Below are 25,200 nucleotides of genomic sequence, written 5' to 3'. Positions count from 1 at the left end.
TGAGCCCGCCTGAGCCCCGGCACGGCGGACGGGCCGCCCCCACGGAGTCCGGGTGGGGGCGGCCCGCCTCTCACGGTGCCGTCTGCTCAGTGGAGCCGCGAGATCAGTAGACGCTCAGCCCGTAGCGGGAGAGCGGCTCGGTGACGGGCTGGAAGAACGTCGTCCCGCCCGAGGAGCAGTTGCCGCTGCCGCCGGAGGTCAGCCCGAGCGCGGTGGAGCCCGCGAACAGGGAGCCGCCGCTGTCGCCGGGCTCGGCGCACACCGTGGTGCGGATGAGGCCGCTGACGCTGCCCTCCGCGTAGTTCACCCGCTGGTTGAGCGCGGTGACCCGGCCGCTGTGCAGGCCGGTGGTGCTGCCGCTGCGGTACACGGTCTGCCCGACCGCCGCGTTCCCGGCGCTCGTGATGTCGCGGGTACCGGAGTAGAGGCTGACGCCGCCCTGCGTGTCGGTGGGCGCCGAGGTGTACTGCACGACCCCGTAGTCGTTGCCGGGGAAGCTGCTGGCCACGGTGCGGCCGAGCGTCCGGCCCGAGCTGTCGGTCCAGGTCGTGCCGATGTTGGTGCAGTGCCCTGCGGTGACGAAGTAGTACGTGCTGCCGGACCGGACGTTGAAGCCCAGCGAGCAGCGCGCGCCACCGGTGTAGATGGCCTCGCCGCCGCGGGTGAGCTTCTGGAAGTGCCCGGCGACCCGCTCGGTGCGGACGGCCGCGCCCTGCTCGGCGACCGCGGCCTTGACCTTCGTGAGCTTGGCGCCCTGCACCGTGCTGTCCATGGTGAGCAGGACCTGGTTGGTGGCCGGGTCCACCGCCCACGCGGTGCCGGGGACGGTCGCGTCGCGTTCGAGCGCCTTCATGACCTTCGCCAGGTCGGCGCCGCTGCGCGCGACGGTCTTCGGCACGGCGCCCGCGGCGCGGACCGCCTGCGCGGCCTGCCCGTTGGTCACCGTGACGACCAGCGTGCCGCCCTTCAGGTAGGAGCCCGCGGTCTGGGCGCCGAGCTGCTGGGCGAGGGAGCTCGCCAGCGTGCCGGGCGCGGCGGGAGCTGCCGGCGCGGCGGGGCTGGCGGACGCGGCGGGAGCGGCCGCGAGGGTGGCGGCCACGAGTCCGGCCGCCGCCGCGGTGACGGCGGCGGCGCCGGCGCGCCTGTGACGGTTCTTCACTTGTGCCTCCAGCGGGGGGGTTGGCGCACCCTTGTGGTGCGCCGGAGGTCCTGGACATCGTGTAAGAACCGTCAATGCGGACGTAAGACGCAGAAGGTGACCAATTCCGGGCGGCCTCGTTGGCACCCTGCGGGGCCGCAGGTGGTCAGTCCGGGCATGCCGGAGTGCGGCCCGGTGAACCGAACGCGATTATGTCTCGGGATGCGGCCGGTGCATCCCGGACTCCGGCCTCCCGGACCGGGCGTCCGATGTGGGCCTCCCCGGCGCGCCGTTCCCGACGTACAGTCGGAGGCGGCGGGGGACCGGACACTATGACGCGGAACCCCCCGCCCCCGGTTCCCCGGCACGGGAGTGCCCATGGGCGTCGAGATCCGGGTGGAAGGGCTGCGCAAGTCGTTCGGCCGGCAGGTCATCTGGGAGGACGTGTCGCTCACGATCCCGGCGGGCGAGATCTCCGCGCTGCTCGGGCCGTCGGGCACCGGCAAGTCGGTGTTCCTGAAGAACCTGGTCGGGCTGCTGCGCCCCGACCGCGGCCACGTGTACGTCGGCGGCGGCGACGTCCCGCGGCTGCGCGAGAGCGAACTCTACGAGATGCGCCGCAAGTTCGGCGTGCTGTTCCAGGACGGCGCCCTGTTCGGCTCCATGGACATCTACGACAACATCGCCTTCCCGCTGCGCGAGCACACCAAGAAGGGCGAGTCGGAGATCCGGCGCATCGTGCTGGAGAAGATGGACATGGTCGGCCTGACCGGGTCGGAGGGCAAGCTGCCGGGCGAGATCTCCGGCGGGATGAAGAAGCGCGCCGGGCTCGCCCGCGCCCTCGTCCTCGACCCCGAGATCATCCTGGCGGACGAGCCGGACTCCGGCCTCGACCCCGTCCGCACCGCCTACCTCAACCAGCTGTTCGTCGACCTCAACACCGAACTCGGCGCCACGTTCCTCATCGTCACCCACGACATCGGCACCGCCCGCGTCCTGCCCGACAACCTCGGCCTGCTGTTCCGCCGCGGCCTGGTGATGTTCGGACCGCGGGAGATGGTGCTGTCCAGCACGCACCCGGCGGTCCACCAGTTCTTCAACGCCCGCCGCCAGGGCCCCATCGGCATGGCGGAGGAGAAGGACGTCGCCGACATCGCCGCCGAGCCGCAGACCCCGCCGATGCCGGCGCCGATCCAGCCGCAGCTCATGCCGAGCGACGGCCGGCTCCGCCCCACCATGCGGCGCCCCGGCGACTGGCTGCGCGACCACCGGATCACCCCGCCGCCCGGCTCCTTCATCGACGAGCAGGGCCGCGACTGGCTCAACGACTGGGACAGCCTGGTCGCGCAGCGCCAGTGGCGCCGCTAGCCGGTCGGGGCCGCGGGCCGCCGGGCGCACCGCCGCGCTCATGATCTGCGGCGCGCCCACCGCCCGGCGCGCCCACGCTGCGGGAGAATAGTCCCGTGACGCTCCTTTTGAACCGTTCCGACCTTGCGGCGCTGCTCGATCCCGCCACCTGCCTGGACGCGCTGCGCCGCGGCTTCACCGCCGCCGCGGACGGGACGGCCGCGCGCCGGGTGATCGCGAAGCTGCCGGGCCAGGGCACCGCGACCGCGCTGCTGCCCGGCGTCGTCGCGGAGATACCGGCCTACACGGTGAAGGTCAACGCCAAGTTCCCGGGCAGCCGCCCGGCGCTGCGCGGCGTCGTCTGCCTGCACGACCTCGGCACCGGCGAGCTGCTGGCGCAGCTCGACTCGGCCACCGTGACCGCGTGGCGCACCGGGCTCGCCGCCGCGCTCGGCACCCACGCGCTCGCCCGCCCCGACGCGGGCACCGTCGCGGTGATCGGCGCGGGCGCGCAGGCGGAGCTGGTCATGCGGGGCCTGGCGGAGCTGCGGGAGGTGCGCGGCCTCACCGTCTGCGACCTGGACGCCGGCCGCGCCGCCGCCTTCGCCGAACGGCACGCCGCCCGGCTCGGCGTCCCGGCCGCCGTCACCGCCGACCCGCGCGCCGCCGTCCGGGACGCGGGCATCGTCGTCATGGCGACCTGGGCGCGTCGCCCGCTCCTGCACGCCGCCGACGTGGCGCCCGGCACGCACCTCACCTCGCTCGGCGCGGACGAGCCCGGCAAGGCCGAACTGGGCGCCGACCTGCTGGAGGGCGCCCGCGTCGTCGTCGACGACGTCCCGCTCGCGGTCGAGATGGGCGTGCTCGCCGGCGCGGGCCTCGACGTGAAGCACGCCGCGGGGACGCTCCGCGACCTGCTGTGCGGCGAGGTGCCCGGCCGGGTGCGGCGCGGCGAGGTCACCGTGTACGCGCCGGTCGGGCTGCCCTGGCAGGACCTCGCGCTGAGCTGGACGGCCTACCGCGCCGCCCGGCACGCGGGCGCGGGCACGGAGTTCGACTTCCTGGCGTGACCGGATGTGCACCGCACGCGCATTGAAACACGTTCTACTTTCTGCGTAGGCTGTGCGGGCGGTGACGCGACGGCCCGGAGGTGACGCCGGTGATCTGGGATCGATTCCGAATCGATGGCAAGGTGGCGGTCGTGACCGGCGCCGGCCGCGGCCTCGGCGCGGCCGCCGCGGTCGCGCTCGCGCAGGCCGGCGCCGACGTGCTGATCTCCGCCCGGACTGAGGAGCAGCTGCGCAAGGTGGCGGCCGAGATCGAGGCCGCCGGGCGGCGGGCGCTGGTCGTCCCCGCCGACCTCAGCGATCCCGACACCGCCGCCGAGCTGGCCGGACGCGCCGCCGAGGGCCTCGGCCGCCTCGACATCGTGGTGAACAACATGGGCGGCGCGATGCCGGCGCCCTTCATGGACACCAAGCCCCGGCACCTGGAGAAGGCGTTCCGGTTCAACGTCGCCACCGCGCACGCGCTGACCCGCGCCGCCGTCCCGCACCTGCTGGAGGCGGGCGGCAGCGTCGTCAACATCTCCTCCGCCGTGGGGCGCATCGCCGGCCGCGGCTACCTCGCCTACGGCAGCGCCAAGGCCGCGCTCGCTCACTACACCCGGCTCGCCGCGTTCGACCTGGCGCCGCGGATCCGCGTCAACGCGATCGCCGTCGGCTCCATCGCGACGTCCGCGCTCGACATCGTCATGAGCAGCGACGAACTGCGCGCCGAGATCGAGGCCGGCACGCCGCTGCGCCGGGTCGGCGACCCCGAGGACGTCGCGGCCGCCGTCCTCTACCTCGCCTCGCCCGCCTCCGCCTACGTCACCGGCAGCCTGCTGCGGGTGGACGGCGGCATCGAGACCCCCAACCTCGACCTCCACCTGGAGGACCTGTGACCTACCGCGTCGTCGCCTGGAGCACCGGCAACGTCGGCCGCCACGCCATCGCCGGCATCGACGCCCGCCCCGACCTGGAACTCGCCGGCGTCTGGACGTCCACGCCCGCCAAGGCCGGCCGGGACGCGGGCGACCTCGCGGGCCTCGGCCGCGACCTCGGCGTCGCCGCCACCGGCGACGCCGACGCGCTGCTCGCGCTCCGCCCCGACTGCGTCGTCTACACCTCGATGGCGGACGTCCGGCTGATGGAGGCGATCGACGACCTGTGCCGCATCCTGCGCGCCGGCGTGAACGTCGTCTCCAGCAGCCCGGTGTTCCTGCAGTTCCCGGACGGCGTCGTCCCGCCCGAGATGTCGGACCCCGTCCGGGAGGCCGCCGCCCGGGGCGGAGCGTCGATCTTCGTCAACGGGATCGACCCCGGCTTCGCCAACGACGTGCTGCCGCTCGCCGTCACCGGCATCAGCGAGCGCATCGACCAGGTCCGCTGCATGGAGATCCTCAACTACGCGACCTACGACCAGGGCACGGTCCTGTTCGACATCATGGGCTTCGGCCGCCCCATGGACGAGACGCCGATGCTGCTGCAGCCCGGTGTCCTCACGATGGCGTGGGGGAGCGTCGTCCGGCAGCTCGCCGCCGGCCTCGGCGTCGAGCTGGACGGGATCGCCGAGTCGCACACGCGGCTGCCCGCCCCCGACACGTTCGGCGTCTCCGCCGGGACGATCGAGAAGGGCACCGCCGCCGCGCTGCGCTTCGAGGTCCGCGGCATGCGCGGCGGCGAGGCCGTCGTCGTCCTGGAGCACGTCACCCGGCTCCGCGACGACCTCGCCCCCGACTGGCCGCAGCCCGCCGGCGCCGGCTGCTACCGGGTGGAGGTCCGCGGCGAGCCGGACTACACCGTCGACCTGCGGCTCCTCGGCACGGACGGCGACCACAACACGGCCGGGCTGAAGGCCACCGCGATGCGCCTGGTCAACGCCGTTCCCGCCGTCGTCCAGGCGCCGCCCGGCCTGCTCACCGCCCTGGACCTGCCGCTGATCCCCGGCCGCGGCCTGCTCTAGAGGCCGACCGCGTCCAGCACCGGGAGGAGCTGCTCCTCCTCCCGGTCCAGGTGCGCTTCCAGCGCGGTGGCGAGCCGGTCGACCTCGGCCAGGAGCGACGCGGGATCACCGGTGCCGAGGACGCGGCGCAGCTCGTCCAGCAGCCGCTTCACCGTCTCGTGCTCGTCCCGCAGCCGCGCCAGTACCGGCGCGAGCTCCGGATGGCGGCGCTCCACGAGCGGGAACATCTGCTGGTCCTCGCCCATGTGGTGGTTGCCGAGCCCCTGGCACAGCGTCAGGCAGTTGATCCGCAGCTGCGCGCCGACCCCGGCCCCGGACGCCGCGACCTCCGCGCGGATCAGCCGCAGCTCCCGCCGGAACGCCTCGTGCACCGCGACGAGCATCGCGCCCGGCGACCCCGGCCCGCCGGGCGGCCCTGCCAGCACCTGCACGAGCGCGACGACGGGCAGCGTCCGCCCCGACCCGGCCTCGTACTCGGCCCATCCCGGGTCGGCCTCGGCGGCCCGCGCGAACGCGGCGTCGCGCTCGGCGCCCGCCAGGACGACGGCGTCCGCCTCGTAGGTGAAGTCGCCGCTCTCGACCGTGACGCGCGGGTTCGCGACCAGGTTGTGGAACCACGCCGGGTCCTTCGGCGCGCCCCCGGCCGAGGCGATGACGAGGACGCGGCCCTCACCGTCGGGCAGGTAGCCGAGCGGCGTCGTGTGCCGGGCGCCCGTCCGCGCCCCGGTCGTGGTCAGCAGGAGCAGCCGCCCGCCCTCGAACGGGCCGCCGACCCGCCCGCCGTTGGCGCGGAACTCCTCGATGATCTGACGGTTGAAATCCATAAGTCTCCTGAGCTGTTTTCGGGCATGTCGAATAAGCCACGGAAATGGCGCGCGGCCGTGGCTTGGGAAATGGCGATGAAGGGCATGCCGGAAGGCACGGGCATACCCGATGACGTCACGCGATGCGCGTGGAGAGAAGAGAGGGAACGCGAGTGGAAAAGGCGGGCCGCGTGCCCGCCCCGGCCTCACTCGGAGGCCGGGAACCTCACTCGCTCATGGCCCAAGGCCGACCCGGCAGTCACGAAGAGAAGATTAGTGAACCGGGCAGCGCGGTGCAACATTCATATTCCCTCGCGGTGGGCGACGGCGGCGGCCTGGGTGCGGCTCGTCACGTTCAGCTTGGCGAGGATGTTGGAGACGTGGACGCTCGCCGTCTTCGGGGAGATGAACAGGGCCGCGGCGATGTCGCGGTTGTTGCGCCCCTCGGCGACGAGCTTCAGGACCTCGCGCTCCCGGGCGGTCAGGGCGGCGAAGGGCCCGGACGGCGCGGACGCGCGGCGCCCCGCGTCCAGGCGGGCGCGGGCGCCGAGGTCGCGGAGCGCGGCGAGCAGCGGCCGCGCGTCCAGCCGCTCGGCGGTCTCGACGGCCTTGCGCCACTCCCGCCCGGCGGCCTCCCGGTCGCCGTTCTCGGCCAGCGCCTCCGCCAGGCGCCAGCGCGAGCGCGCCACCTCGTAGACGAACCCGCCGCCCGGGTCGCCGTAGGTGAACAGCTCGGCCGACCTGCGCCACAGCCCCGCGTCGTGGACGCCGTCCACCCGGCGGCGCTCGGCCTCGGCGCGGGCCAGCCACGCCTGCCCCTCGTACCCGAGCCAGCGCCGGGGCTCTCCTTCATAGGTGAAGCCGACGGCGTGCCGCGCCCGCCCCAGCAGCTCGTCGGCGGCCTCGGCCGCCCGCCGGACGGCGCCGGCGTCACCGGCGGCGCGGGCCCGCGCCGCCAGTTCCGCGTGGGCCCACAGCCCGGTCGCGGCGATGCGGATGACGTTCACGTCCTCGCCGTAGAGCGTGTTCGCGATGCTGTCCACGTGTTCGAGCACGGCCTCCGGCTCGCCCCGCCACAGGGCGTGCTCGGCCGCCAGGCCCCGCGCGATGTAGTTGACCAGCTGGTCCTCGTGCCACAGCGGCGAGATCCAGCGCAGCCGCTCGGCGACGACCGGCAGCCCCCGGGCGACCTCGACGAACAGCGCGTACGCCGAGACCTGCGCCTCGGCCGGCCGGACGACCTGCAGCGGGAAGCCCGCCGCGAGCCGGTCCGCCTCCGCCCAGTCCCCGTCGGTGTAGCGGACGAGGTACCGCAGCGTCCGGATCGCGGTCCCGAACATGCTCCATTCGACGCCGTTGTCCAGCGCGAACCGGACGCCCTCGTCGGTCGCCGCCGCGGCGCCCGCGAGGTCGCCGCGGTCGAACTTCGTCCGGGCGTACTGGAACCGGGCGCGCAGCGCCGCCTGCGAGCTGTCGCCGGCGGCGTCGGCCAGGTCGCGGGCCCGCGCGAACAGCTCGGCGACGCCGCTGTCGGCCTCGCGCGACTCCCGGTAGATGCCGAGCGTGACCAGCGCGGCCGCCTCGGCGCCGGGCGCCCCGGTCGCGCGCGCGTCCGCGACGGCCTGCTCCGCCATCGCGGGCATCTCGCCGTCCGGGTCCAGGTAGAGCAGCGTCCGGGCGTAGGTGGCCCGGGCCCAGGCGAGGTCGGCGGTCGGCGGGCCCGCGGGCAGCATCGTCACCGCCTCCCGCGCCATGACCCGGCCCTCCTCCAGCTCGTCGAGGTCGAGCATGTAGGCCGCGAGGTGCTCGCGGATCACCGAGCCGAGGGAGGTGTCCGCCGGGTCGGTGACGTCCACGAGCCGGCGCAGCCGGTGCACGGCCCGCCGCACCTCACCGGCCCGCGCGGACGCCTGCGCCGCCGTCAGCGCGAGCCGGGCCCGGCCCGTCCCGGCGGCCTCCTGCGGGGCGGGGACGGCCTCCCACAGCTCCAGCGCCCGCTCGTAGTGCTCGAACGCCTCGGCGGGCGCGCCGAGCCGGTCGGCCTCCCGGCCCGCCCGGACCGACGCGGCGAACGCGCCCGGCAGGTCGTGCGCGGCGAGGCTGTGGTGGGCCAGCTCCGCCGCCGACCCCCGCGTCCCGGGCGGCAGGTCCGCGAGACGGCGGGCGAAGTCGGCGTGCAGCCGGGTCCGCTCGCCCGGCAGCAGGTCGCCGTAGACGGCCTCGCGCAGCAGCGCGTGCCGGAAGGTGTACCCGGTCCCGTGCGGGACGAGCAGCTGGTGCGACACCACCTCGCGCAGCGCCTCGCCGACCGCCGCCTCATCCAGCCCGGACACGCGGCGCACCAGCTCGTCGTCGATGCGGCGCCCCGCCACCGCCGCGACCCGCACGACCCGCTGCCCGCCGTCCGACAGCCGCTCCACCCGCGACAGCAGCAGGTCGGCGAGCCCGGACGGCAGCTCCGCCGGCCCGTCCCGCACCTGCGGGTCGGCCGAGTACAGCTCGCCCGCGTAGAACGGGTTGCCCTCCGAGCGCCGGTGCACCCGGTCCACGACCTCCGCCGTCACGGGCGCGGCGCCGCGCGACAGCTCCGCCAGGTACTCGGCGGTCTCGCCGGGGCCGAACGGCGGGACCGCGACGCCCGTCACGTTCGGCAGCCGCAGCAGCTCCGCCACCACCGGCCGCAGCGGATGCCGCCGGTGCAGGTCGTCGGACCGGTAGGTGCCGACGAGGCAGACCCGCTCGCGCTGCAGGACGCGGCTGAGGAACGTCAGCAGGTGCCGGGTCGACCGGTCGGCCCAGTGCAGGTCCTCGAGGACGAGCAGGACGGGCCGGTCCCGCCCGAGCTCGCCGAGCAGCCCGAGCACCGCGCCGAACAGCCGCTGCTGGCCGAGCTCCGATGCCGCGCCGGGGCCGCCGTCGCCGTCCGGCAGCAGGCCGCGCAGCACGGGACGGCCGTCGAGCGCGGCGCGGACCTCGTCTCCCTCGGCGGTGCCGGCCTGCGCGGCCGTCCACAGCGCGTCCGCGAGCGGCAGGTACGGCATGCTCTCGCCCAGCTCCGCGCACTGCCCGACGAGCACCGCGCACCCCCGGCCGCGCGCGGCCCGCGTCAGCGCGGACACCAGGTGCGATTTCCCGACGCCCGCGTCGCCGCTGACCAGCACGACGCCCGCGGCGCCCTCGGCCGCCCGCCCCAGCGCGGCGGTCAGCTCCGCGAGCTCGGCCGCCCGGCCGATCAGCACCCCGCTCATTCCGCCGAGTATCCCACCGGCCCGGACATGAACGGGCCCCGGCTCCGCGGGGGGGAGGAACCGGGGCCCGCCGGACATGAGCCGAGCTCGGTGGCCGGTGGCGGGCGGTCGGTGGCGGGTGGGGCCGGGCGGACGGTCCCGAGCGCGCACGCCCTCCGGCCGTCAGCCGACCAGGGCCGGGGTCCGGTCGGGCTGGTGCTCGGCCGCGTCCGCCGGCTCGGGCTCGGGCTCGGGGACGGGCAGCACCTTCAGGTAGGCGCGCAGCGTCTCGGCGGCGATCCGCTCCAGCGAGTAGCGGGAGCGGGCGCGGTCGGCGGCGGCGATCGAGTAGCCGTGCAGCGTGGTGTCCTCCGACAGCAGCCGCCGGACCGTGCGGCCGATCACTACCGGCCGCCCCGCCGGGACGTGCAGCCCGGTGATGTGGTCGAGGACCTCGTCGGCGTTCCCGCCGGCCGGGGTCGCGACGACCGGGACGCCGCAGGCCATCGCGGCGAGCGGCACCGACGGGCACGGCTCGTCCGGGGCCAGGCAGAGCACCAGGTCCGCCGTCCGCAGCAGTTTGGGCAGGTTCTTGTGCGGCAGCCGGCCGAGGAAGATCACCCGGTCGGCGACGTGCAGCTCCTTGGCGAGCAGGCGCAGCCGGTGCACGCCCTGGTCGCTCTCCAGGTCCTCGCGCTCGGGGCCGCCGGCGACGGCGAGCTCGGCGTCCGGGACGTGTACGAGGGCGCGCAGCGCGGTCGCGGCGTCACCGGTCTCCAGGTCGTCGCAGACCAGCACGAGGCGGCGCCGGTCGCCGTGCGGCATCGCCGGGCCGACCTGCGCGAAGTGGTCGCCGTCCACGCCGTAGGGGACGACCGCGACCGACGGGCGCGGCACGCCCATCCGCACGACCTGGCCGGCCTCCTCGGCGTGTCCGGCGATCACCACGTCGGCGTCGCGTCCGATGGCCTTCTCCAGGCGGTCGCGGTGCGGGTGCACCCGGCGCCCGGCGCGGCGCTGCGCGGCCGCCACGCCGTGGTAGCTCTGCGCGAACGGAATGCCCAGCTCACGCGCCACGGCGCAGGCGGCCAGGCCGCCGATCCAGCCGTGCGCGTGCACGATGTCGGGACGCCCGGCACCCGACCAGCGGCGGCGCAGCTCGTCCGCGAAGTCGCGGATGTGCTGCAGCAGCTCCTCGTCCGACAGCGGACGGGCGGGCCCGGCGTCGAGATGCACGAGTGCGGCGCCCGGCGCGAGCCGGACGCGTCCGCGGGCGGCACGGTCCTGCCGCCGCGCGTAGACCGTGACCTGGTTCGGCTCACCGTCCGAGGCAAGGGGACGGGTGAGCGAACGAGCGAGATCCCGGACGTGGATTGACTGCAGGTGTTCGCCGTCGAGGTCGGAGGCGGACACGAGTGCGATATTGAGCGAGCGATGCATGACGGATCCTCCGGGACAACACAGGGGAAGCTCGGAGGTATCTGCGTCGTAGACACCTGCTCGGCCAGTTTCATATCCGTCCTGGCTCTCCGTCAAACCTGGCGAAACACCACCGGGCCCGGCTCGGTCCCACCAAACCGCCGCCGACCTGCACTGATGCTGGTTCGGACCGATCGGCGATCCGGGAGGGGCATCGCGGCCCCCGGCACCCCTCCGTTAGGTTCGTCCCATGAACGTCGGTGACATCGTGGACGACTTCGAACTGCCCGACGAGACGGGCGAGGCCCGCACCCTCACCGCCCTCCTGGCGGAGGGCCCGGTGGTCCTGTTCTTCTACCCGGCGGCGCTGACCCCCGGCTGCACCGCCGAGGCCTGCCATTTCCGCGACCTGGTCGCCGAACTCGCCGAGGTGGGCGCCCACCCGGTCGGCATCAGCGCCGATCCCGTCGAGAAGCAGAAGGAGTTCGCCGACAAGCACGCCTTCGGCTACCCGCTCCTGTCCGACCCGTCCGGCGAGGTCCGCGCCCGCTTCGGCGTCAAACGCGGCCTGGCCCTCCTCCCCACCAGACGCCAGACGTTCGTGATCGGCACCGACCGACGCGTCCTGGCGGTCATCAAGAGCGAAGTCCGCATGAACACCCACGCGGACAAAGCCCTGGCGGCCCTCCGGAAGTAACGGCGGCCCCCGCCCGCCGCACTTGCTCCGCCCGCCGAGGGCGTCGCGTGGTGCCGGAGTCAGGCGACGATCGGGAGGTTGATGGTCGAGGGGCGGGCGGGGTCGTGGAAGATCTCCTGGTCGGCGGTGAGCATCTCGGTGGCGGTGCCCATGGGGGCGCCGGTGCCGGGGTTGCGCGCCACGCGGGGGTAGGCGCCGCTCGCCACCTGGACGCGGATGCGGTGGCCGCGGCGGAAGCGGTGCCCGGCGGGCCACAGCTCGACGGCGACGGGGCGGACGCCGTCGGCGTCGGGTTCCGCGGTGCCGGGGACCAGGCGGCGCATGCCCTCGCACAGGTTGAGGGACTCGCCGTCCGGGGTGACGTCGCAGAGCCGGACGACGAAGTCGGTGTGCTCGCGGTTCGAGCGGATGTGCAGGTCGGCGGTGACCGGGCCGATGATCTCCACGTCCTCGTCCAGGACGGCGGAGGTGTAGGTGAGGACGTCCCGGCGGCGTTCCAGGCGCTTCTGGTCGGTGGACGGGCGGGTCTCGCCGAGCAGCGTCGGCCCGCCGAGGAACGGGGTCGGGTGGTTCGGGTCGTAGCGGTAGGCGTCGGGCTCGGACTCGGGCGGCGCGCCGGGGGACAGGGCGCCGGCCGGGTGCAGGTGCCAGCGCTCCTCGCGCATCCCGGGCACCGGCCAGTCGGGGAACTCGCGCCACTCGTCCGCGCCGGTGACGTAGAGCCGGACGGGCTGCTCGCGCAGGCCGGACGGGTCGTCCAGGAGGTGGGCGCGGAACCAGGCGACGGAGTCGGCGACCGAGCCGCGCATCATCCGCTGGTCGGCGTGGAACCACGGGCCGATGGTCAGGTAGGGGCGGCGGCCGGCGGCGCGCAGGGCCGCGTAGTCCTTCATCTGCCAGGGCAGGAAGATGTCGTACCAGCCGCCCGTCATGTTCACCGGCGCGGTGACCCCGGACACGGTGGGGCTGAAGTCGCGCTTGTCCCAGAACGGCGTGTCGGGGCCGTTGCCGAGCAGTTCCTGGAAGAAGCGCTGCTGCGCGCCGGTCGCGAGCCGGTCGAGTTCGGCGATCGGCCGCCCCGACAGCGTGGCGCGGCGGGCGCGGCGCGGCGACATGATGCCGGTCGTGATGCCCGACAGCGAGTTCTTCATCCGCGCGGTCAGGTCGACCCAGATCAGCGCGGACTCGAGCGCGAAGGTGCCGCCGACGTTGACGGCGTCCCGGAACGTGGACGCGGTGACCTGCATCGACAGGGCCTTCAGCTCCGGCCCGGCCTCCGCGGCGACGGCCCACTGCACATAGCCGAGGTAGCTCGGGCCGTGCATGGCGAACGTGCCGCCGAACCACGGCTGTGACTTCAGCCACTCGATGGTCGCCAGGCCGTCCTCGCGCTCGTCGAGGGCCTCGAAGACCCCGCCGGACCCGAATCCGCCGCGGACGCTCTGCACCACGGCCTGGAACCCGTGCGACGCGAACGCCTGCCCGCACATGAGCCCGAAGGGCCCCCGCCGGCCGTAGGGCGAGCGGACGAGCACGACGGGCGCCCTGTCGACGTCCACCGGGGCGTACCGGTCGGCCAGCAGCGTGACGCCGTCGGCGGCGGGGACGGCGAGATCACGCTCGACCGTCACCCGGTGGGGGCCGTTCCGCAGTCCCAGCGCCGTGACCCCCAGCCGGCGCATCATTCCCACGCCTACCACCTGATCGATCGTATCCGCCAGATCGGCCGACCTGGCGGCCACATGTCCGCTGATCGGCTCCGCGGCACTCCGGGTCTTCACTACGATCGGGAAACCGCAAGACGGCAAATGGGATCTTACGGACCGTGCCGGTCCGTGTCTGGAGAGTTTCACGCGCATGGGCGACCTGGGCGATCTGAGCTGGACCCGAGTCATCATCGCCGCCGGCGTGATGGCGGCCGCGCTGGCGGTCGCGGTCCTCCTGCGGCTGCTGACCGGGCGGCTGACCCGGCGCGCCGGCGACACCCGGTGGGCCTGGGACGACCTCGCCGCGCGCCTCATCCGGGACCTGGCGATGCCGCTCGCGGTGCTGCTCGGCCTGTGGACGGCGGCGAAGGTCCTCGAACTGCCGCGCGGCACCCTGGACGTGACCGCCAAGGTGCTGACGGCGGTCACGATCCTGGTCGTCTCGCTGGCGCTGGCCCGGCTGATCGCGGCATCGGTGAGCTCGATCGCGATGGCCCGGCAGGGCGTCGCCGCGAACGTCACGATCTTCGCCAACATCACCCGGGTGCTGGTGCTCGGCATCGGCGTCCTGATCATGCTGCAGAGCATCGGGGTGTCGATCACGCCGCTGCTCGGCGCGCTGGGCGTCGGCGGCCTCGCGGTCGCGCTGGCCCTGCAGGACACGCTCGCCAACCTGTTCGCGGGCGTGCACGTCCTCGCGTCCAAGACGATCGAGCCCGGCGACTACATCAAGCTGTCCACCGGCCAGGAGGGGTACGTCGTCGACATCAACTGGCGCAACACCTCCATCCGGACGCTGTCGGACAACATCGAGGTCATCCCGAACCAGCGGTTCTCCGACACCATCCTCACCAACTACCACCGCCCCGCGCAGGACATGTCGGTGCTGGTGTACGCGAAGGTGCACTACGAGGTCGACCTGGACGAGGTCGAGCAGCTGCTCATCCGCGTCGGCCACGAGGTGATGAAGGACGTCCAGGGCGGCGTGGCCGACTCCAACGTCCTGGTCCGGTTCGACGACTTCGACGACGCCACCGTGGGCTTCCACGTGATCCTGCGGTCCAGCGAGTTCGGCGACCAGTTCGCGATCAAGCACGAGTTCCTCAAGCGCCTGCACCGGACGCTCCGCGAGGAGGGCATCGCGCCGCCCTACTGGCACCACCGCGTGGCCCTGGACGACACGTCCCGCGCGAACGGCGCGCCGCGCAAGGACGAGCTGGCCCTCTAGCCGGCCGCCGCCCGCCGGGCGGTCACGGCCCGGCGGGCGGTCACGGCCGGAGGAGCGGCATCATCACCTGGTCCACGACCGACGCCACGTAGGCGTCGTCGAGCGGGCCGCCTTCGACGAGGTTGTAGTAGACGATCACGGCCGGGCCGACGTTCGCGACCTGCCTGGTCGCCGCGTCCGGCCGGATCTCGCCGCGCCCGGCGGCGTGCACCAGCGCCGCGTAGAGCAGTTCCCGGACGGGCTGGGACAGCCGGTCGTGGACGACCTCGTGCACGATGCCCTTGCCGTCCTCCGACTCCTCCTTCAGCACCTTGAACGCGGCGCCCCGGCAAGCGGCCAGGGTGTCGCGCGTGCAGGTGAGGATGGCGAGGAGGTCGTCGCGCACCCTGCCGGTGTCCGGCGCGGTCGGCGGTTCGGGCAGGACGTGCTTCAGCGCGTCGGTGATCAGCTCGTCCTTGGACTTCCACCGCCGGTAGAGCGCGGCCTTGCCCGTGCGCGCGGTGGTCGCGACGCCCTCCATGGTCAGCTTGGCGTACCCGACCGTCTCCAGCTGCGCGAACACGGCGTCGAAGATCGCCGCCTCCAGGTCGCCGCCGCGGCGGCGGGTGGCCGGGGTCACGACCCGCTCCCCAAAATAGTGAACGCTAGCGTTCTCTTTCGCGCGCATCGGTGGTACGTTCCCCACATAGTGTACTTCGCCGTTCCTTAAATCCCGGGAAGGTCCCGCCTTGACCTCGTCCGACCATCGGACGGCCGCACCCCCGGAGTCCACAGCTCCGGGGAACGCCGCCGCCCTCCATCATCGCCCAGGAATCGTCCTCTCCGTCATCGTCGGCTGCCAGCTCATGATCGGCGTGGACACCTCGGTCGTCACCATCGCGCTCCCGGAGGTGCAGCGCGGCCTCGGGCTGTCGACCGGCGGCCTCGCCTGGATCCAGAACGCCTACATGCTCGCGTTCGGCGGCCTGCTGCTCCTCGGCGGCCGCGCCGGGGACGTGTTCGGCCGCCGCCGCACCTTCGCCGCCGGCATCGCGCTGTTCACCGCCGCGTCCCTGCTCGGCGGGCTCGCGGACGCGGGCTGGTGGCTGCTCGCCGCCCGCGCCGCGCAGGGCGTCGCCGCCGCCGTGGCCGCGCCGAGCGCGATGGCGCTGATCGCCGTGAACTTCCAGGGGGCCGCCCGCGTCCGGGCGCTCAGCCTCTTCTCCGCGGTGACCGGCGCCGGCGCCGCGATCGGCATGATCGCCGGCGGCGTCCTCACCGAGGCCGGCGACTGGCGCTGGGTGTTCTTCGTCAACGTCCCGGTCGGCCTCGTCCTGCTGCTGGCCGTGCCGCGCGTCATCGCCGAGACCCCGCGCCGCCCCGGCCGGTTCGACCTCGGCGGCGCCGCGACGTCCATGCTCGGCATGACCGCGCTCGTCTACGCGCTGATCGGGGTCGGCGAGGACGGCTGGCGCCACGGCCCGGCGCTCGCCGGGTTCGGCGCCGCGGCCGTCCTGCTCGCCGCGTTCCTGGCGATCGAGTGGCGGGTCCGGCAGCCGGTCATGCCGCTGTGGCTGCTGACCGGGCGCGACCGCGCCGCGTCCTACCTGACCCAGCTGTGCCTGACCGCGGCGATGTTCGGGGCGTTCTTCTTCCTCACCCAGTACCTGCAGCAGGTCCAGCACTACGGCCCGCTGCGCGCCGGCGTCGCGTTCCTGCCGATGGTCGGCGTGCAGTTCGCGGTCGTGCGGCTCGCGCCGCGCCTGATGGCCCGCCTCGGCGCCCGGCCGCTCGTCATCGCCGGCGCACTCCTCGTCGGCGCCGGCCTGCTGTGGCTGTCGCGGCTCTCGGCGGGCGACGGCTACGCCACCGGGCTGCTCGTCCCGTTCCTGCTGATGGGCGCGGGCGGCGGCCTGTCCATCATGCCGCTGAACGCGACGATCCTGGCGAGCGTGGACCCCGGGCACTCCGGCGCCGCGTCCGGCGTGGCGCAGACGATGCTGTGGTCGGGCGGGTCGCTGGGGTCGGCCGCCATGGTCACCGCCTACGGCTCGGCGGCGTCCGGCGGCGACGTCCTGCCGGGGCTGGACGCGGCGTTCGCGACCGGCGCGGTGTTCGCCGCCGCCGCGCTGGCCGTGGCGGTGCTCGTGCTGCGCGTGCAACGGTGAGCCGCTGAGCCGGTGAGGCCGCGGTGGGTCAGGCGGGCGGGGGAGCCGCCTCGTCGAACCAGGCGAGGAACTGCGCGTCGCCGAACATCCGCGCCGTGTCGGCGGCGGACGGCGACCCCGCCCGTGGGTCGGCGCCCGCGTCCAGCAGGGCCCGCACCACCGCCGCCTCCTTCTTGAACACCGCGCCCGGGAGGGGCCGCTGGCCCCGGTCGTTGGGTCGCCCGGGGTCGGCGCCGCGCGCCGCGAGGGCGCGCACGGTCTCCGGATGGCCGTTGTGGGCGGCGAGCATCAGCAGCGTGTCGCCCCGCTCGTTCGCCAGATTCGCCGGGATCCCGGCATCGACGTAGTCGACGAGCCGGCGGGTGTCGCCGGACCGCGCCAGCTCGAACAGGCGGCCGGTGAAGTCCTCGGCCTCCGGGTCGGCGTCGGTCAGCAGCGGGACGCGGCTGTCCGCGGTGAGCAGCCCGCCGAGGCTGTCCTCCCCGTAGGTCAGCCGCTTCTCCAGCGAGACCAGCGCGCCGTCCTCGGGGAACGAGCGGAACCGCACGTCGTCGGCGAGCGACCGCATGACCAGCAGGCCGCGGCCGTGCTCGGCGGAGGGCTCGGGCCGCGGCACGCGCTCGGCGTCGAACCCGGCGCCCGAGTCGATCACCTTGATCACGCAGCGGCAGTCGTGGATGGTGGCCCGCACCGTGTAGTCGGCACCGTGCTCGGCGTGCTTGATCACGTTGGTGCACGCCTCGGTCAGCATCATCTCGATGTCGTCGCGGATGTGGTCCTCGACCCCGAGGGCGGTGAGCGCCGCGTCCAGGAGCCTCCGGGTCGCCGGGACGCTCGCCGCGTCCCGGGGAAGCTGGAGGTCCAGGCTGATTTCCACGTCATCTCCGTCCGTCCCCCTAAAACGTGCCCTTTCGGTCACGCTCAAACATCGGGCCGGGGCGCGTAGCCGTCCACGTACTCCTGCCCCGACAGACCCCGGATCGCCTCCATGATCTCGTCGGTGACCTGGCGGGCCGCCTTCCCGCGCGGGACGCCGTCGTCCCGGCCGCGGAAGTCCATCGGCGGGCCGATCCGCAGCCCGATCCGGCCCGGCCGCGGGACGGCCCGCCCGCGCGGCTGCACCCGGTCGGTGCCGGTGATCGCGACCGGGACGACGGGCGCGCCCGTCCGCATCGCCAGCCGCGCCACGCCCGTCCGGCCCCGGTACAGGCGCCCGTCGGGGGAGCGGGTGCCCTCGGGATGGATCGCGAACACGCCGCCGCGGTCCAGCACGGCCGCCGAGGTGTCGAGCGCGTCGAGGGCCGCCCGCCCGCCGGACCGGTCGACCGCGATCGCGCCCACGCCGCGGAAGAACGTCGCGGTGGCGCGCCCCCTCGTCCCCGCCCCGGTGAAGTACTCGTGCTTGCCGAGGAAGTGGACCCGCCGCGGCACGATCAGCGGCAGCAGGAACGAGTCGAGGAACGCCAGATGGTTCGCGGCGAGGATCACCGGGCCGATCCGCGGGACGTGCCGCAGACCGCTCACCCGGGGAAGGAAGGCGACGCGCATCGCGGGTCCTAAGACGACGTACTTCATCAGCGGGTAGACGAGCCGTTCGGGATCCATGTCCGAGAAGGCTAGGGGCGCCGCCGCCCCCGCCGCCGGTGGCGCCCGGTACAAACCCGGCGGCCCGGATCTTGTAGGGATCCGCACTGGCGGGGCGATTCCCCGGCCGATTCCCTTCCGACTCCCGACCGGCTCCCGGTCAGCCGCTCGCGGCGGCCGCGTTCAGCTGCCGGATCACCGTGCGGACGGCGGGCGCCGCCGGGCCGCTGCGCGCGGTCAGCTCCGCGATCCGGCGCTTGTGCCGCCGCCGGTCCGGACCCGGCAGCACCGACGACAGCTCGCCCGCCGCTGCCAGCGCGACCGCCGCCGCGTCGTAGCTGTTCACGTGCGCCACCGGACGCCCCCGCAGCGCCGACGACGCCCCGCCCCACAGCGCCTTCACGACCCGCGGGTCCTTCACGGTGACCTCCTGGTGCGGGAACAGCCCGAGGATCCGGCGCCCCCGCACCCGGATCCAGCCGTCCCGCACCAGCTCGTCCCGGACCGTCCCCACGATGGCCCTGGCGTCCTTGCGCACCCAGTGCTGCCACGACCGGGGCCGCGCGGCCGCGATCTGCGCGAGCAGGCCGTACGGGTCGTCGCCCGGCGTCCCCGGGACGGGCCTGCGCCGCTCCTCGCCGAGCCGTCCGTCCAGGTACAGCTCGGTCAGCGCGGCGGCGCGCAGCACGTAGCCGAGCCGCGTGCCGCCCTTGGTCATCTTCTGCTTCCTCAGGTCGTACGCCAGCAGGTACATGCGCGCCGGCAGCGACTCCGGAACCTCGACCATGGTCAGTCCTCGCCCCCGCCGTCCGGCGGGTCGTTACCGTCTTCCCCGTCCCCGGGACGCTCCGCCTTGCGCGGGCGCCCGGGCCTTCGCATCCGTCCCGCCGCCCCGGGCATCCGGCCCGCGTCGGCGAGGGCCTGCCGCAGCAGGAACTCGATCTGCGCGTTGGTGCTGCGCAGCTCGTCGCCCGCCCACCGGGCCAGCGCGTCGTGGACGGCTGGGTCGAGCCGCAGCAGGATCTTCTTCCGCTCCGCCACTGGTTCCGGCTACTGGTAGAGGGTGCCGGTGTTGACCACCGGCTGGGCGTCCCGGTCGGCGCAGAGCACGACCAGCAGGTTGCTGACCATCGCCGCCTTGCGCTCCTCGTCCAGGTCGACCACGTTCTCCTCGTCCAGCCGGTCGAGCGCGAGCTGGACCATGCCGACCGCGCCCTCGACGATCCGCTGCCGCGCCGCCACGACCGCGCCCGCCTGCTGCCGGCGCAGCATCGCCTGCGCGATCTCCGGCGCGTACGCCAGCCGGGTGATCCGCGACTCGATGATCACCACGCCGGCGGACGCGACGCGCTGCGCCAGCTCCTCCGACAGCTGCGCGGTGATCTCGTCGGCGTTGTCGCGCAGCGACGTCCGGTCGGCGGCGTCGTAGGGGAAGGCGCCCGCGATGTGCCGGACGGCCGCCTCCGTCTGGAACGCGACGAACTCCACGAAGTCGTCGACCTCGAACACGGCCCGCGCGGTGTCGGCGACCTGCCACACCACCACGGCGGAGATCTCGATCGGGTTCCCGTCGAGGTCGTTGACCTTGGCGAGCCCCGTCTCGTGGTTGCGGATCCGGGTCGACACCCGGCGCCGCTCGGTCAGCGGGTTCACCCACCGCAGCCCGTCGGTGCGGACCGTCCCCGAGTACCGGCCGAGCAGCTGCAGCACGCGCGCCTCGCCCGGCGCGACCGGTGTCAGCCCGACCAGGACGACCAGGCCGGCCAGCGCCAGCAGCGAGCCCACCGTGATGCCGACGGCGATGGCGGCGCCGCCGCCGGCCAGGATCCCGAGGCCGATCGCCGCGCCGCCGACCGCGATCCACAGCACGCCGACGCCGAGCATCGTCCACCCGCCGCGGTCCCGCGCCGGCCGCTCCTCGATCTTCGGTCGCGGCATCTCCACCTTGTCCACCATGTCGTCCTCCTCCTTGGCTATCATTAACTTAGCAAAATGATATCACATTTGCCAACCGGGGGGAGGAGCCAGGGCCGCTCAGGGGGCGGCGACGAGGTCCTGCTCCTCGGGCCTCTCGGGCTCCCCGGTGTCTTCGATGACCTTGGGGACGTTGCGCAGCGTCACCAGGGCGAAGACGGCGACCACCGCGGCGAGGACGGCGCTGAGGACGAGCGCGGCGTGCATACCGGTCACGAAGGACTCCCGCGCCGCCAGCGCGACCTGCCCGGCCAGCGAAGCGGGGAGCTGCGCGGCGGCCTGCAGCGCGGCGGCCAGGGAGTCGCGCGCGGCGGACGCCGCCGGGGCCGGGAGGCCGGCGGGCAGGTCCAGGACGTTGCGGTACACCGCGGTCAGGACGCTGCCGAGGATCGCCATGCCGAGCGCGCCGCCCAGCTCGGTCGCCGTCTCGGCGATCGCCGACGCCGAGCCCGAGCGCTCCTTCGGGACGGACGCGAGCACGGTGTCGGCGGTGACCGTCATCGCCAGCCCCATCCCGAGCCCGCCCAGCAGCATGGACGGGAGCATCACCCAGTACGAGGTGTGCAGGCCGATGACCAGGTAGAGGGAGAAGCCGCCGGCCGAGACCAGCATGCCGATCGCGACGACGCGGGCGCGGCCGAGCGCGCCGATCAGCGGCGGGGCGAGCGCGGCGCCGCCGATCATGGCGCCGGCCGCGCCGGGCAGCCCGGCCAGGCCCGCCTTCAGCGGCGACCAGCCGAGCGCGAGCTGGAAGAACAGCGAGAAGATCAGCGACTGGGCGACCAGGGTGAACATCGCGAACATGTTCGTGGCGACGGACCCGGTGAACGCGGCGCCGCGGAACAGCCGGACGTCGATCAGCGGCTCGGCCACCCGGGTCTGCCGGACGACGAACGCCGCCAGCGCCGCGAGCCCGACCGCCAGGGCGAGGTAGATCCGGGTCCCGTCCAGGCCGTGCGCGGCGGCCTCCTTGATCGCGTACACCGGCCCGAGGACGCCGATGATCGACAGCGGCACGCTCGCCAGGTCCATCCGGCCGGGGACGGGGTTGCGCGACTCGGGCAGCACGATCGCGCCGGCGACCAGTGCCACCGCCATCAGCGGCACATTGATCATGAAGACGGAGCCCCACCAGAAGTGGTCCAGCAGCGCGCCGGCCAGGACCGGGCCGAGACCGACGGCGAGCCCGGCGATGCCCATGAAGGCGCCGACCGCCCCGGTCCGCTCCTTCGGGTCGGTGAACACGCGGCGGATCAGCGACAGGCAGGACGGCATCAGCGTCGCCCCCGCCGCGCCGAGCAGCGCGCGGGCCGCGATCAGGAGCTCGGCGCTCGGCGCGTACGCGGTCACTGCGGACGCCGCGCCGAACACCGCGGTGCCGATGAGCAGCAGCCGCTTGTGCCCGATCCGGTCGCCGATCCCGCCCATCGTGATGAGCAGGGCGGCGAGCGCGAACCCGTAGGCGTCGGCGATCCACAGGATCTGGGTGGCCGAGGGGTCCAGGTCCCGGCTCAGGTGCGGGATGGCCTGGTTCAGCGCGGTCAGGTCGATGTTCGGGACGAGCGCGACCAGCAGGCAGATCGCGAACGTGCCCCATTTGCGGGCTGATGTGTTCATGCCCGCAACGGTCGCGGGAGGCGCTGACAGCCCGCGCACCATCCGCTGACAGCACGACCCCTCCACCGTCAGCGAGGCCCCTCCACCGTCAGCACGCCCCGCCCGCCGTCAGCACCGAGCCGCGTTCACCTGCGGCGTGTTGTTGTTATGAGCGCGTCGAAAACAACAACACGCCGCAGGTCAACGAAGTCACCGCGCTAGTGGTCGGTGAGGAGGGCGCGGGCCCGGTCGCGGGGGAGGGCAGCGGCCGCGGCGAAGGCCCGCTCGTAGGCGGCGTCGCCGAGGAGGCCGCGGGCGGCGGCGGCGACGCGCTCGGTGTCGGGGCCGCCGGCGGCGTGGATGCCGCGCAGCGCCTCCGCCGCGCCGAGCAGCCGCGCCGCGCGCTCCCCGTCCCCGTCCGCGGCGGCCGCCCCCGCCAGCCCGGTCGCCACGGCCGTCCGGTAGACGAAGACGGGGTGGTCGAGCGACTTGTCGAGAGCCTCGCGGAACAGCGCGCGGGCCCGTGCGGTGTCGCCCTCGGCGACCGCCAGCCAGCCCAGCCCGACCAGCGCCGAGCCCCGCGTCGCGGCGGCGATGAACCGCTCGGAGGCGAAGCCGGTCAGGGCCGCCTCATACCGCCGCCGCGCCTCGGCGAGGTCGCCGCGCAGCCGCGCCACCTCGCCGAGCCCGTAGTGGCCGGCGGCGACCTTGTCGGGGGCGCCGGCCCGCCGCCCCAGCTCGATGCCGCGCTCCAGCTCCGCGCGCGCCGCCGCCGGCTCCCCGCCGTGGATCAGCACGTGCGCCCGCTGGTAGAGCAGGTCGGCGGTGTCCTCCAGCGCGCCGAGCGGTGCGAGGACGTCGAGTGCCTCGTCCAGCAGCGCCAGGGCGCGGGCGTGGTCGCCGCGCCAGCCCGCCGCCTGCGCGAGGGTGTCGAGCACGTTGGCGATGCCCCACCGGTCGCCGCAGGACCGGAAGAGCCGCAGCGCCTCGCCGCACCTTCGCTCCGTCCCGGCGACGTCCCCGGCGTGCTGGGCGAGGAACCCGTCGCTCATCGCGACCAGCGCGCGCGTCCACGGATCGTCCCCGACCTGCTTGGTGAACGCCGCGTAGTCGGTGCGCTCGGGCCCGGCGGTGAGCGCCCACAGGACGATCACGACCGGGTACCGCACCGCCCGGTCGACGCGGTTCAGCAGCACCGCGGCGCGGTCGAGCCACGCCACCGCCCGCTCGCCGGCGATCCCGCCGGCCACCGCGTTGGTGACGCAGAGGACGAACTCCTCCTCCATGCCCTCCGGCGGTTCGGCGCCGAGCGGGTCGAGCGCGCCGAGCAGCTCGGACGCCAGCGCCGCGCCCTCGACGCGTCCGCGCAGCCACCAGTACCACGACAGCACCGCCACCGTCCGCAGCGCGAGCGCAGGGTCGGACCGCACGGCCCGCCGCAGCGCCGCGTGCAGGTTCCCGTGGTCGGCGGCGAGCAGCTCCAGCCATTCCAGCTGCCCGGTCCCGCGCAGGTGCGGCTCGGCGCGTCCGGCCAGCCCGGCGAAGTACTCGGCGTGGGCCCGCTCGAACCGCTCCCGCTCGCCCGCCTCGGCGAGCCGCTCCGCGCAGAACGCGTGCACCGTGTCGAGCATCCGGTAGCGGGACCCGTCGGTCTGCACCAGGGACTTGTCGGCCAGCTCGATCAGCAGCTCGTCGGCGTCGTCCAGGTCGCAGACGCCCGCGGCCGCGTCCAGCGTGAGCCCGCCGGAGAACACCGTGAGGCGCCGGGCGAGGGTCTGCTCCGCCTCGTCCAGCAGGTCCCAGCTCCACTCGACGACCGCGCGCAGCGTCTGGTGGCGCGGCGCCGCCGCCCGGTTCCCGCGCGACAGCAGCCGGAACCGGTCGTCCAGCCGCGTCGCGACCTCGCCGACCGGCAGCGACCGCAGCCGCGCCGCCGCCAGCTCGATCGCCAGCGGCAGGCCGTCCAGCGCCCGGCAGATCCGCAGCACGGCCCCGGCGTTGCCCGCGTCCACCGCGAATCCGGGGCGGACCGCCTCCGCCCTGTCCAGGAACAGCCGCACCGCCGGATACCCCCGCAGCTCCCCGGCCGGGGTGCCCTCCGGCGGCATCACCAGCGGCGGCAGCGGGCGCAGCGCCTCGCCCGTGATGGCGAGGGCCTCCCGGCTCGTCGCCAGCACCCGCAGGTCCGGGCACGCGCTCAGCAGCCGGTGCGTGATGGCGGCGGCGGCCGCGACGATGTGCTCGCAGTTGTCCAGGACGAGCAGCACCCGCCGCCCGTCCAGGGCCGTGACCAGGCGCTCCATCGCGTCCGGCGACGCCTCGCCGGGGGTGGGCAGCATGCCGCCCTCGCGCAGCCCGAGCGCGCCGAGCAGCGCCTTCGGCACCTCGGCCGCGACGACCGGCGCCAGGTCGACGAAGCAGACCTCGCCGTCCTCCCGCCCCGCCGCCTCGATCGCCAGCCGCGTCTTGCCCGCGCCGCCGGGCCCGAGCAGCGTGACGAGCCGCCCGCCCGCGAGCATCTTCCCGACGCGCCGCAGCTCCTCCTCGCGGCCGACGAAGCTGGTGAGCTGCGCGGGCAGGTTCGGCCGGACGGTCTCGCGGCCCGCCTCGCCGCGCAGGATGCCCAGATGCACCTCGGCGAGCTCTTTCGACGGATCGGCGCCCAGCTCGTCGGCCAGGACCCGCCGCCCGTCCTCGAACACCGCGAGCGCCTCCGCCTGCCGCCCGGCACCGTGCAGCGCCCGCATCAGCAGCGCCCGCGCCCGCTCCCGCAAGGGCTGCGCGTCCACCAGGTCGCGCAGCGCCGCGACCACCGCCTCGGGTTCGCCGCCCTTCAGGCGCGCCTCGGCGAGGCCCTCGACGGCCGACGCCCGCGCCTCCTCCAGCCGCGCCGCCTGCGCCGCCGCGAACGGGGCGCCCACACCGGCGAGCGCGGCGCCGCGCCACAGGCCGAGCGCCTCCTCCAGCAGCCCGGCCGCCTCCGTGGCGCTCGAAGCCCGCCGCGCCTCCCCGGCGAGCCGCTCGAACCGGTGCGCGTCGACGTCGTCGCGCGCGGCGTTCAGCCGGTAACCGGCGGGCAGGCCCTCGACCAGCGCCGCGTCCCCGAGCCCCCGCCGCAGCCGCGACACCTGCGACTGCAGCGCGTTCGCCGCCCCGCTCGGCGGATCCTCCCCGTAGAGGCCGTCGATGAGCCGCTCGGTCGCGACGACCCGCCCCGCGTCCAGCAGCAGCATGGCCAGCAGCGCCCGCACCGTCGGGCCGCCCACCGGCAGCACGTCGTCGCCGCGCCGAACCTCGACCGCTCCCAGGATGCCGAAACGCATGCCCG

20 protein-coding genes are annotated in these 25,200 nt (G+C 74.7%); 7 read left to right on the top strand and 13 right to left on the bottom strand.

The genetic code is table 11. The annotated features are described in order from the left end of the window. Positions 1-103: 103 nt before the first annotated feature. Positions 104-1,159 (bottom strand): S1 family peptidase, encoded by a 1,056-nt coding sequence (locus tag ABZ806_RS01710; protein WP_500214642.1) that lies wholly within the window; start codon positions 1,157-1,159, stop codon positions 104-106. 357 nt (positions 1,160-1,516) lie between these two features. Between ABZ806_RS01710 and ABZ806_RS01705 the strand changes: the two genes are divergently transcribed. The 4 genes from ABZ806_RS01705 (at position 1,517) to ABZ806_RS01690 (ending at position 5,491) form a co-directional block, all read left to right on the top strand. After that, a complete protein-coding gene (locus ABZ806_RS01705; protein ID WP_500214641.1) occupies positions 1,517-2,506 on the top strand; it encodes an ABC transporter ATP-binding protein in 990 nt (329 codons plus the stop codon). Positions 2,507-2,601: 95 nt separating this feature from the next. Continuing rightward, positions 2,602-3,555: an ornithine cyclodeaminase family protein gene (locus ABZ806_RS01700; RefSeq protein ID WP_500214639.1), complete on the top strand. Its 954-nt coding sequence runs from the start codon at positions 2,602-2,604 to the stop codon at positions 3,553-3,555. A gap of 80 nt (positions 3,556-3,635) precedes the next feature. Then, positions 3,636-4,430 (top strand): SDR family oxidoreductase, encoded by a 795-nt coding sequence (locus ABZ806_RS01695; RefSeq protein ID WP_500214637.1) that lies wholly within the window; start codon positions 3,636-3,638, stop codon positions 4,428-4,430. Continuing rightward, the gene (locus ABZ806_RS01690) at positions 4,427-5,491 is read left to right on the top strand and encodes an NAD(P)H-dependent amine dehydrogenase family protein (RefSeq protein ID WP_500214635.1); all 1,065 of its coding nucleotides are present in this window, start codon (positions 4,427-4,429) and stop codon (positions 5,489-5,491) included. The genes ABZ806_RS01695 and ABZ806_RS01690 overlap by 4 nt, the downstream gene beginning before the upstream one ends. Here ABZ806_RS01690 and ABZ806_RS01685 read toward each other — a convergent pair. The 3 genes from ABZ806_RS01685 to ABZ806_RS01675 form a co-directional block, all read right to left on the bottom strand. Further along, positions 5,488-6,315, bottom strand: coding sequence for a nitroreductase/quinone reductase family protein (locus ABZ806_RS01685; RefSeq protein WP_500214633.1), 828 nt, complete (start codon positions 6,313-6,315; stop codon positions 5,488-5,490). The two genes, ABZ806_RS01690 and ABZ806_RS01685, sit on opposite strands and share 4 nt — an antisense overlap. Positions 6,316-6,596: 281 nt before the next feature. Beyond that, complete coding sequence (locus ABZ806_RS01680; protein ID WP_500214631.1) at positions 6,597-9,542, bottom strand: helix-turn-helix transcriptional regulator; 2,946 nt, start codon at positions 9,540-9,542, stop codon at positions 6,597-6,599. A 162-nt stretch (positions 9,543-9,704) separates the two neighbouring features. After that, positions 9,705-10,961 carry a glycosyltransferase gene (locus tag ABZ806_RS01675; RefSeq protein ID WP_500214629.1) on the bottom strand — a complete coding sequence of 419 codons (1,257 nt, stop codon included), beginning with the start codon at positions 10,959-10,961 and terminating at the stop codon, positions 9,705-9,707. 229 nt (positions 10,962-11,190) lie between these two features. Here ABZ806_RS01675 and ABZ806_RS01670 point away from each other — a divergent pair, with 229 nt between their 5' ends. Beyond that, positions 11,191-11,637 carry a peroxiredoxin gene (locus ABZ806_RS01670; RefSeq protein ID WP_500214627.1) on the top strand — a complete coding sequence of 149 codons (447 nt, stop codon included), beginning with the start codon at positions 11,191-11,193 and terminating at the stop codon, positions 11,635-11,637. A 59-nt stretch (positions 11,638-11,696) separates the two neighbouring features. Here ABZ806_RS01670 and ABZ806_RS01665 read toward each other — a convergent pair whose 3' ends face one another. Next, the gene (locus tag ABZ806_RS01665) at positions 11,697-13,322 is read right to left on the bottom strand and encodes a CocE/NonD family hydrolase (RefSeq protein ID WP_500214777.1); all 1,626 of its coding nucleotides are present in this window, start codon (positions 13,320-13,322) and stop codon (positions 11,697-11,699) included. A gap of 172 nt (positions 13,323-13,494) precedes the next feature. Here ABZ806_RS01665 and ABZ806_RS01660 point away from each other — a divergent pair, with 172 nt between their 5' ends. Further along, positions 13,495-14,571, top strand: a complete 1,077-nt coding sequence (locus tag ABZ806_RS01660; protein ID WP_500214625.1) for a mechanosensitive ion channel family protein — start codon at positions 13,495-13,497, stop codon at positions 14,569-14,571. Between the two features lie 40 nt (positions 14,572-14,611). Here the strand turns inward: ABZ806_RS01660 and ABZ806_RS01655 are convergent, their stop codons facing one another. Beyond that, the gene (locus tag ABZ806_RS01655) at positions 14,612-15,190 is read right to left on the bottom strand and encodes a TetR/AcrR family transcriptional regulator (RefSeq protein WP_500214623.1); all 579 of its coding nucleotides are present in this window, start codon (positions 15,188-15,190) and stop codon (positions 14,612-14,614) included. A gap of 109 nt (positions 15,191-15,299) precedes the next feature. On the opposite strand from ABZ806_RS01655, the gene ABZ806_RS01650 reads away from it, so the two are divergent. Beyond that, the gene (locus ABZ806_RS01650; RefSeq protein ID WP_500214621.1) at positions 15,300-16,718 is read left to right on the top strand and encodes an MFS transporter; all 1,419 of its coding nucleotides are present in this window, start codon (positions 15,300-15,302) and stop codon (positions 16,716-16,718) included. A 28-nt stretch (positions 16,719-16,746) separates the two neighbouring features. Here the strand turns inward: ABZ806_RS01650 and ABZ806_RS01645 are convergent, their stop codons facing one another. The 7 genes from ABZ806_RS01645 to ABZ806_RS01615 form a co-directional block, all read right to left on the bottom strand. Further along, on the bottom strand, positions 16,747-17,595 hold the full coding sequence (locus ABZ806_RS01645) for an ATP-binding protein (protein ID WP_500214619.1): 849 nt from the start codon (positions 17,593-17,595) through the stop codon (positions 16,747-16,749). A 44-nt stretch (positions 17,596-17,639) separates the two neighbouring features. Further along, positions 17,640-18,323: a lysophospholipid acyltransferase family protein gene (locus ABZ806_RS01640; protein ID WP_500214618.1), complete on the bottom strand. Its 684-nt coding sequence runs from the start codon at positions 18,321-18,323 to the stop codon at positions 17,640-17,642. Positions 18,324-18,462: 139 nt separating this feature from the next. Beyond that, positions 18,463-19,089, bottom strand: a complete 627-nt coding sequence (locus ABZ806_RS01635; RefSeq protein WP_500214616.1) for a GOLPH3/VPS74 family protein — start codon at positions 19,087-19,089, stop codon at positions 18,463-18,465. A gap of 2 nt (positions 19,090-19,091) precedes the next feature. Continuing rightward, a complete protein-coding gene (locus ABZ806_RS01630) occupies positions 19,092-19,343 on the bottom strand; it encodes a type II toxin-antitoxin system antitoxin (protein ID WP_500214614.1) in 252 nt (83 codons plus the stop codon). 9 nt (positions 19,344-19,352) lie between these two features. Then, positions 19,353-20,258 (bottom strand): SPFH domain-containing protein, encoded by a 906-nt coding sequence (locus ABZ806_RS01625; RefSeq protein WP_500214613.1) that lies wholly within the window; start codon positions 20,256-20,258, stop codon positions 19,353-19,355. A gap of 78 nt (positions 20,259-20,336) precedes the next feature. Further along, positions 20,337-21,893, bottom strand: coding sequence for an MFS transporter (locus tag ABZ806_RS01620; protein WP_500214611.1), 1,557 nt, complete (start codon positions 21,891-21,893; stop codon positions 20,337-20,339). Between the two features lie 197 nt (positions 21,894-22,090). Further along, a complete protein-coding gene (locus ABZ806_RS01615; RefSeq protein WP_500214610.1) occupies positions 22,091-25,195 on the bottom strand; it encodes an AfsR/SARP family transcriptional regulator in 3,105 nt (1,034 codons plus the stop codon). Positions 25,196-25,200 lie beyond the last annotated feature (5 nt).

This window comes from Spirillospora sp. NPDC047418 (assembly GCF_040643275.1).
GTDB lineage: Bacteria > Actinomycetota > Actinomycetes > Streptosporangiales > Streptosporangiaceae > Spirillospora.
Note: the sequence above shows the minus strand (reverse complement) of the source record. Positions and strands in the feature narration are given on the sequence as shown.

Excerpts from the sequence above, each read along its gene's own strand:
- ABZ806_RS01675 (WP_500214629.1), bottom strand. The coding sequence starts at position 10,961 with ATGCATCGCTCGCTCAATATCGCACTCGTGTCCGCCTCCGACCTCGAC.
- ABZ806_RS01615 (WP_500214610.1), bottom strand. The coding sequence starts at position 25,195 with ATGCGTTTCGGCATCCTGGGAGCGGTCGAGGTTCGGCGCGGCGACGAC.
- ABZ806_RS01660 (WP_500214625.1), top strand. The coding sequence starts at position 13,495 with ATGGGCGACCTGGGCGATCTGAGCTGGACCCGAGTCATCATCGCCGCC.
- ABZ806_RS01685 (WP_500214633.1), bottom strand. The coding sequence starts at position 6,315 with ATGGATTTCAACCGTCAGATCATCGAGGAGTTCCGCGCCAACGGCGGG.
- ABZ806_RS01680 (WP_500214631.1), bottom strand. The coding sequence starts at position 9,542 with ATGAGCGGGGTGCTGATCGGCCGGGCGGCCGAGCTCGCGGAGCTGACC.
- ABZ806_RS01640 (WP_500214618.1), bottom strand. The coding sequence starts at position 18,323 with ATGGATCCCGAACGGCTCGTCTACCCGCTGATGAAGTACGTCGTCTTA.
- ABZ806_RS01625 (WP_500214613.1), bottom strand. The coding sequence starts at position 20,258 with ATGGTGGACAAGGTGGAGATGCCGCGACCGAAGATCGAGGAGCGGCCG.
- ABZ806_RS01705 (WP_500214641.1), top strand. The coding sequence starts at position 1,517 with ATGGGCGTCGAGATCCGGGTGGAAGGGCTGCGCAAGTCGTTCGGCCGG.
- ABZ806_RS01620 (WP_500214611.1), bottom strand. The coding sequence starts at position 21,893 with ATGAACACATCAGCCCGCAAATGGGGCACGTTCGCGATCTGCCTGCTG.
- ABZ806_RS01670 (WP_500214627.1), top strand. The coding sequence starts at position 11,191 with ATGAACGTCGGTGACATCGTGGACGACTTCGAACTGCCCGACGAGACG.
- ABZ806_RS01635 (WP_500214616.1), bottom strand. The coding sequence starts at position 19,089 with ATGGTCGAGGTTCCGGAGTCGCTGCCGGCGCGCATGTACCTGCTGGCG.
- ABZ806_RS01665 (WP_500214777.1), bottom strand. The coding sequence starts at position 13,322 with ATGATGCGCCGGCTGGGGGTCACGGCGCTGGGACTGCGGAACGGCCCC.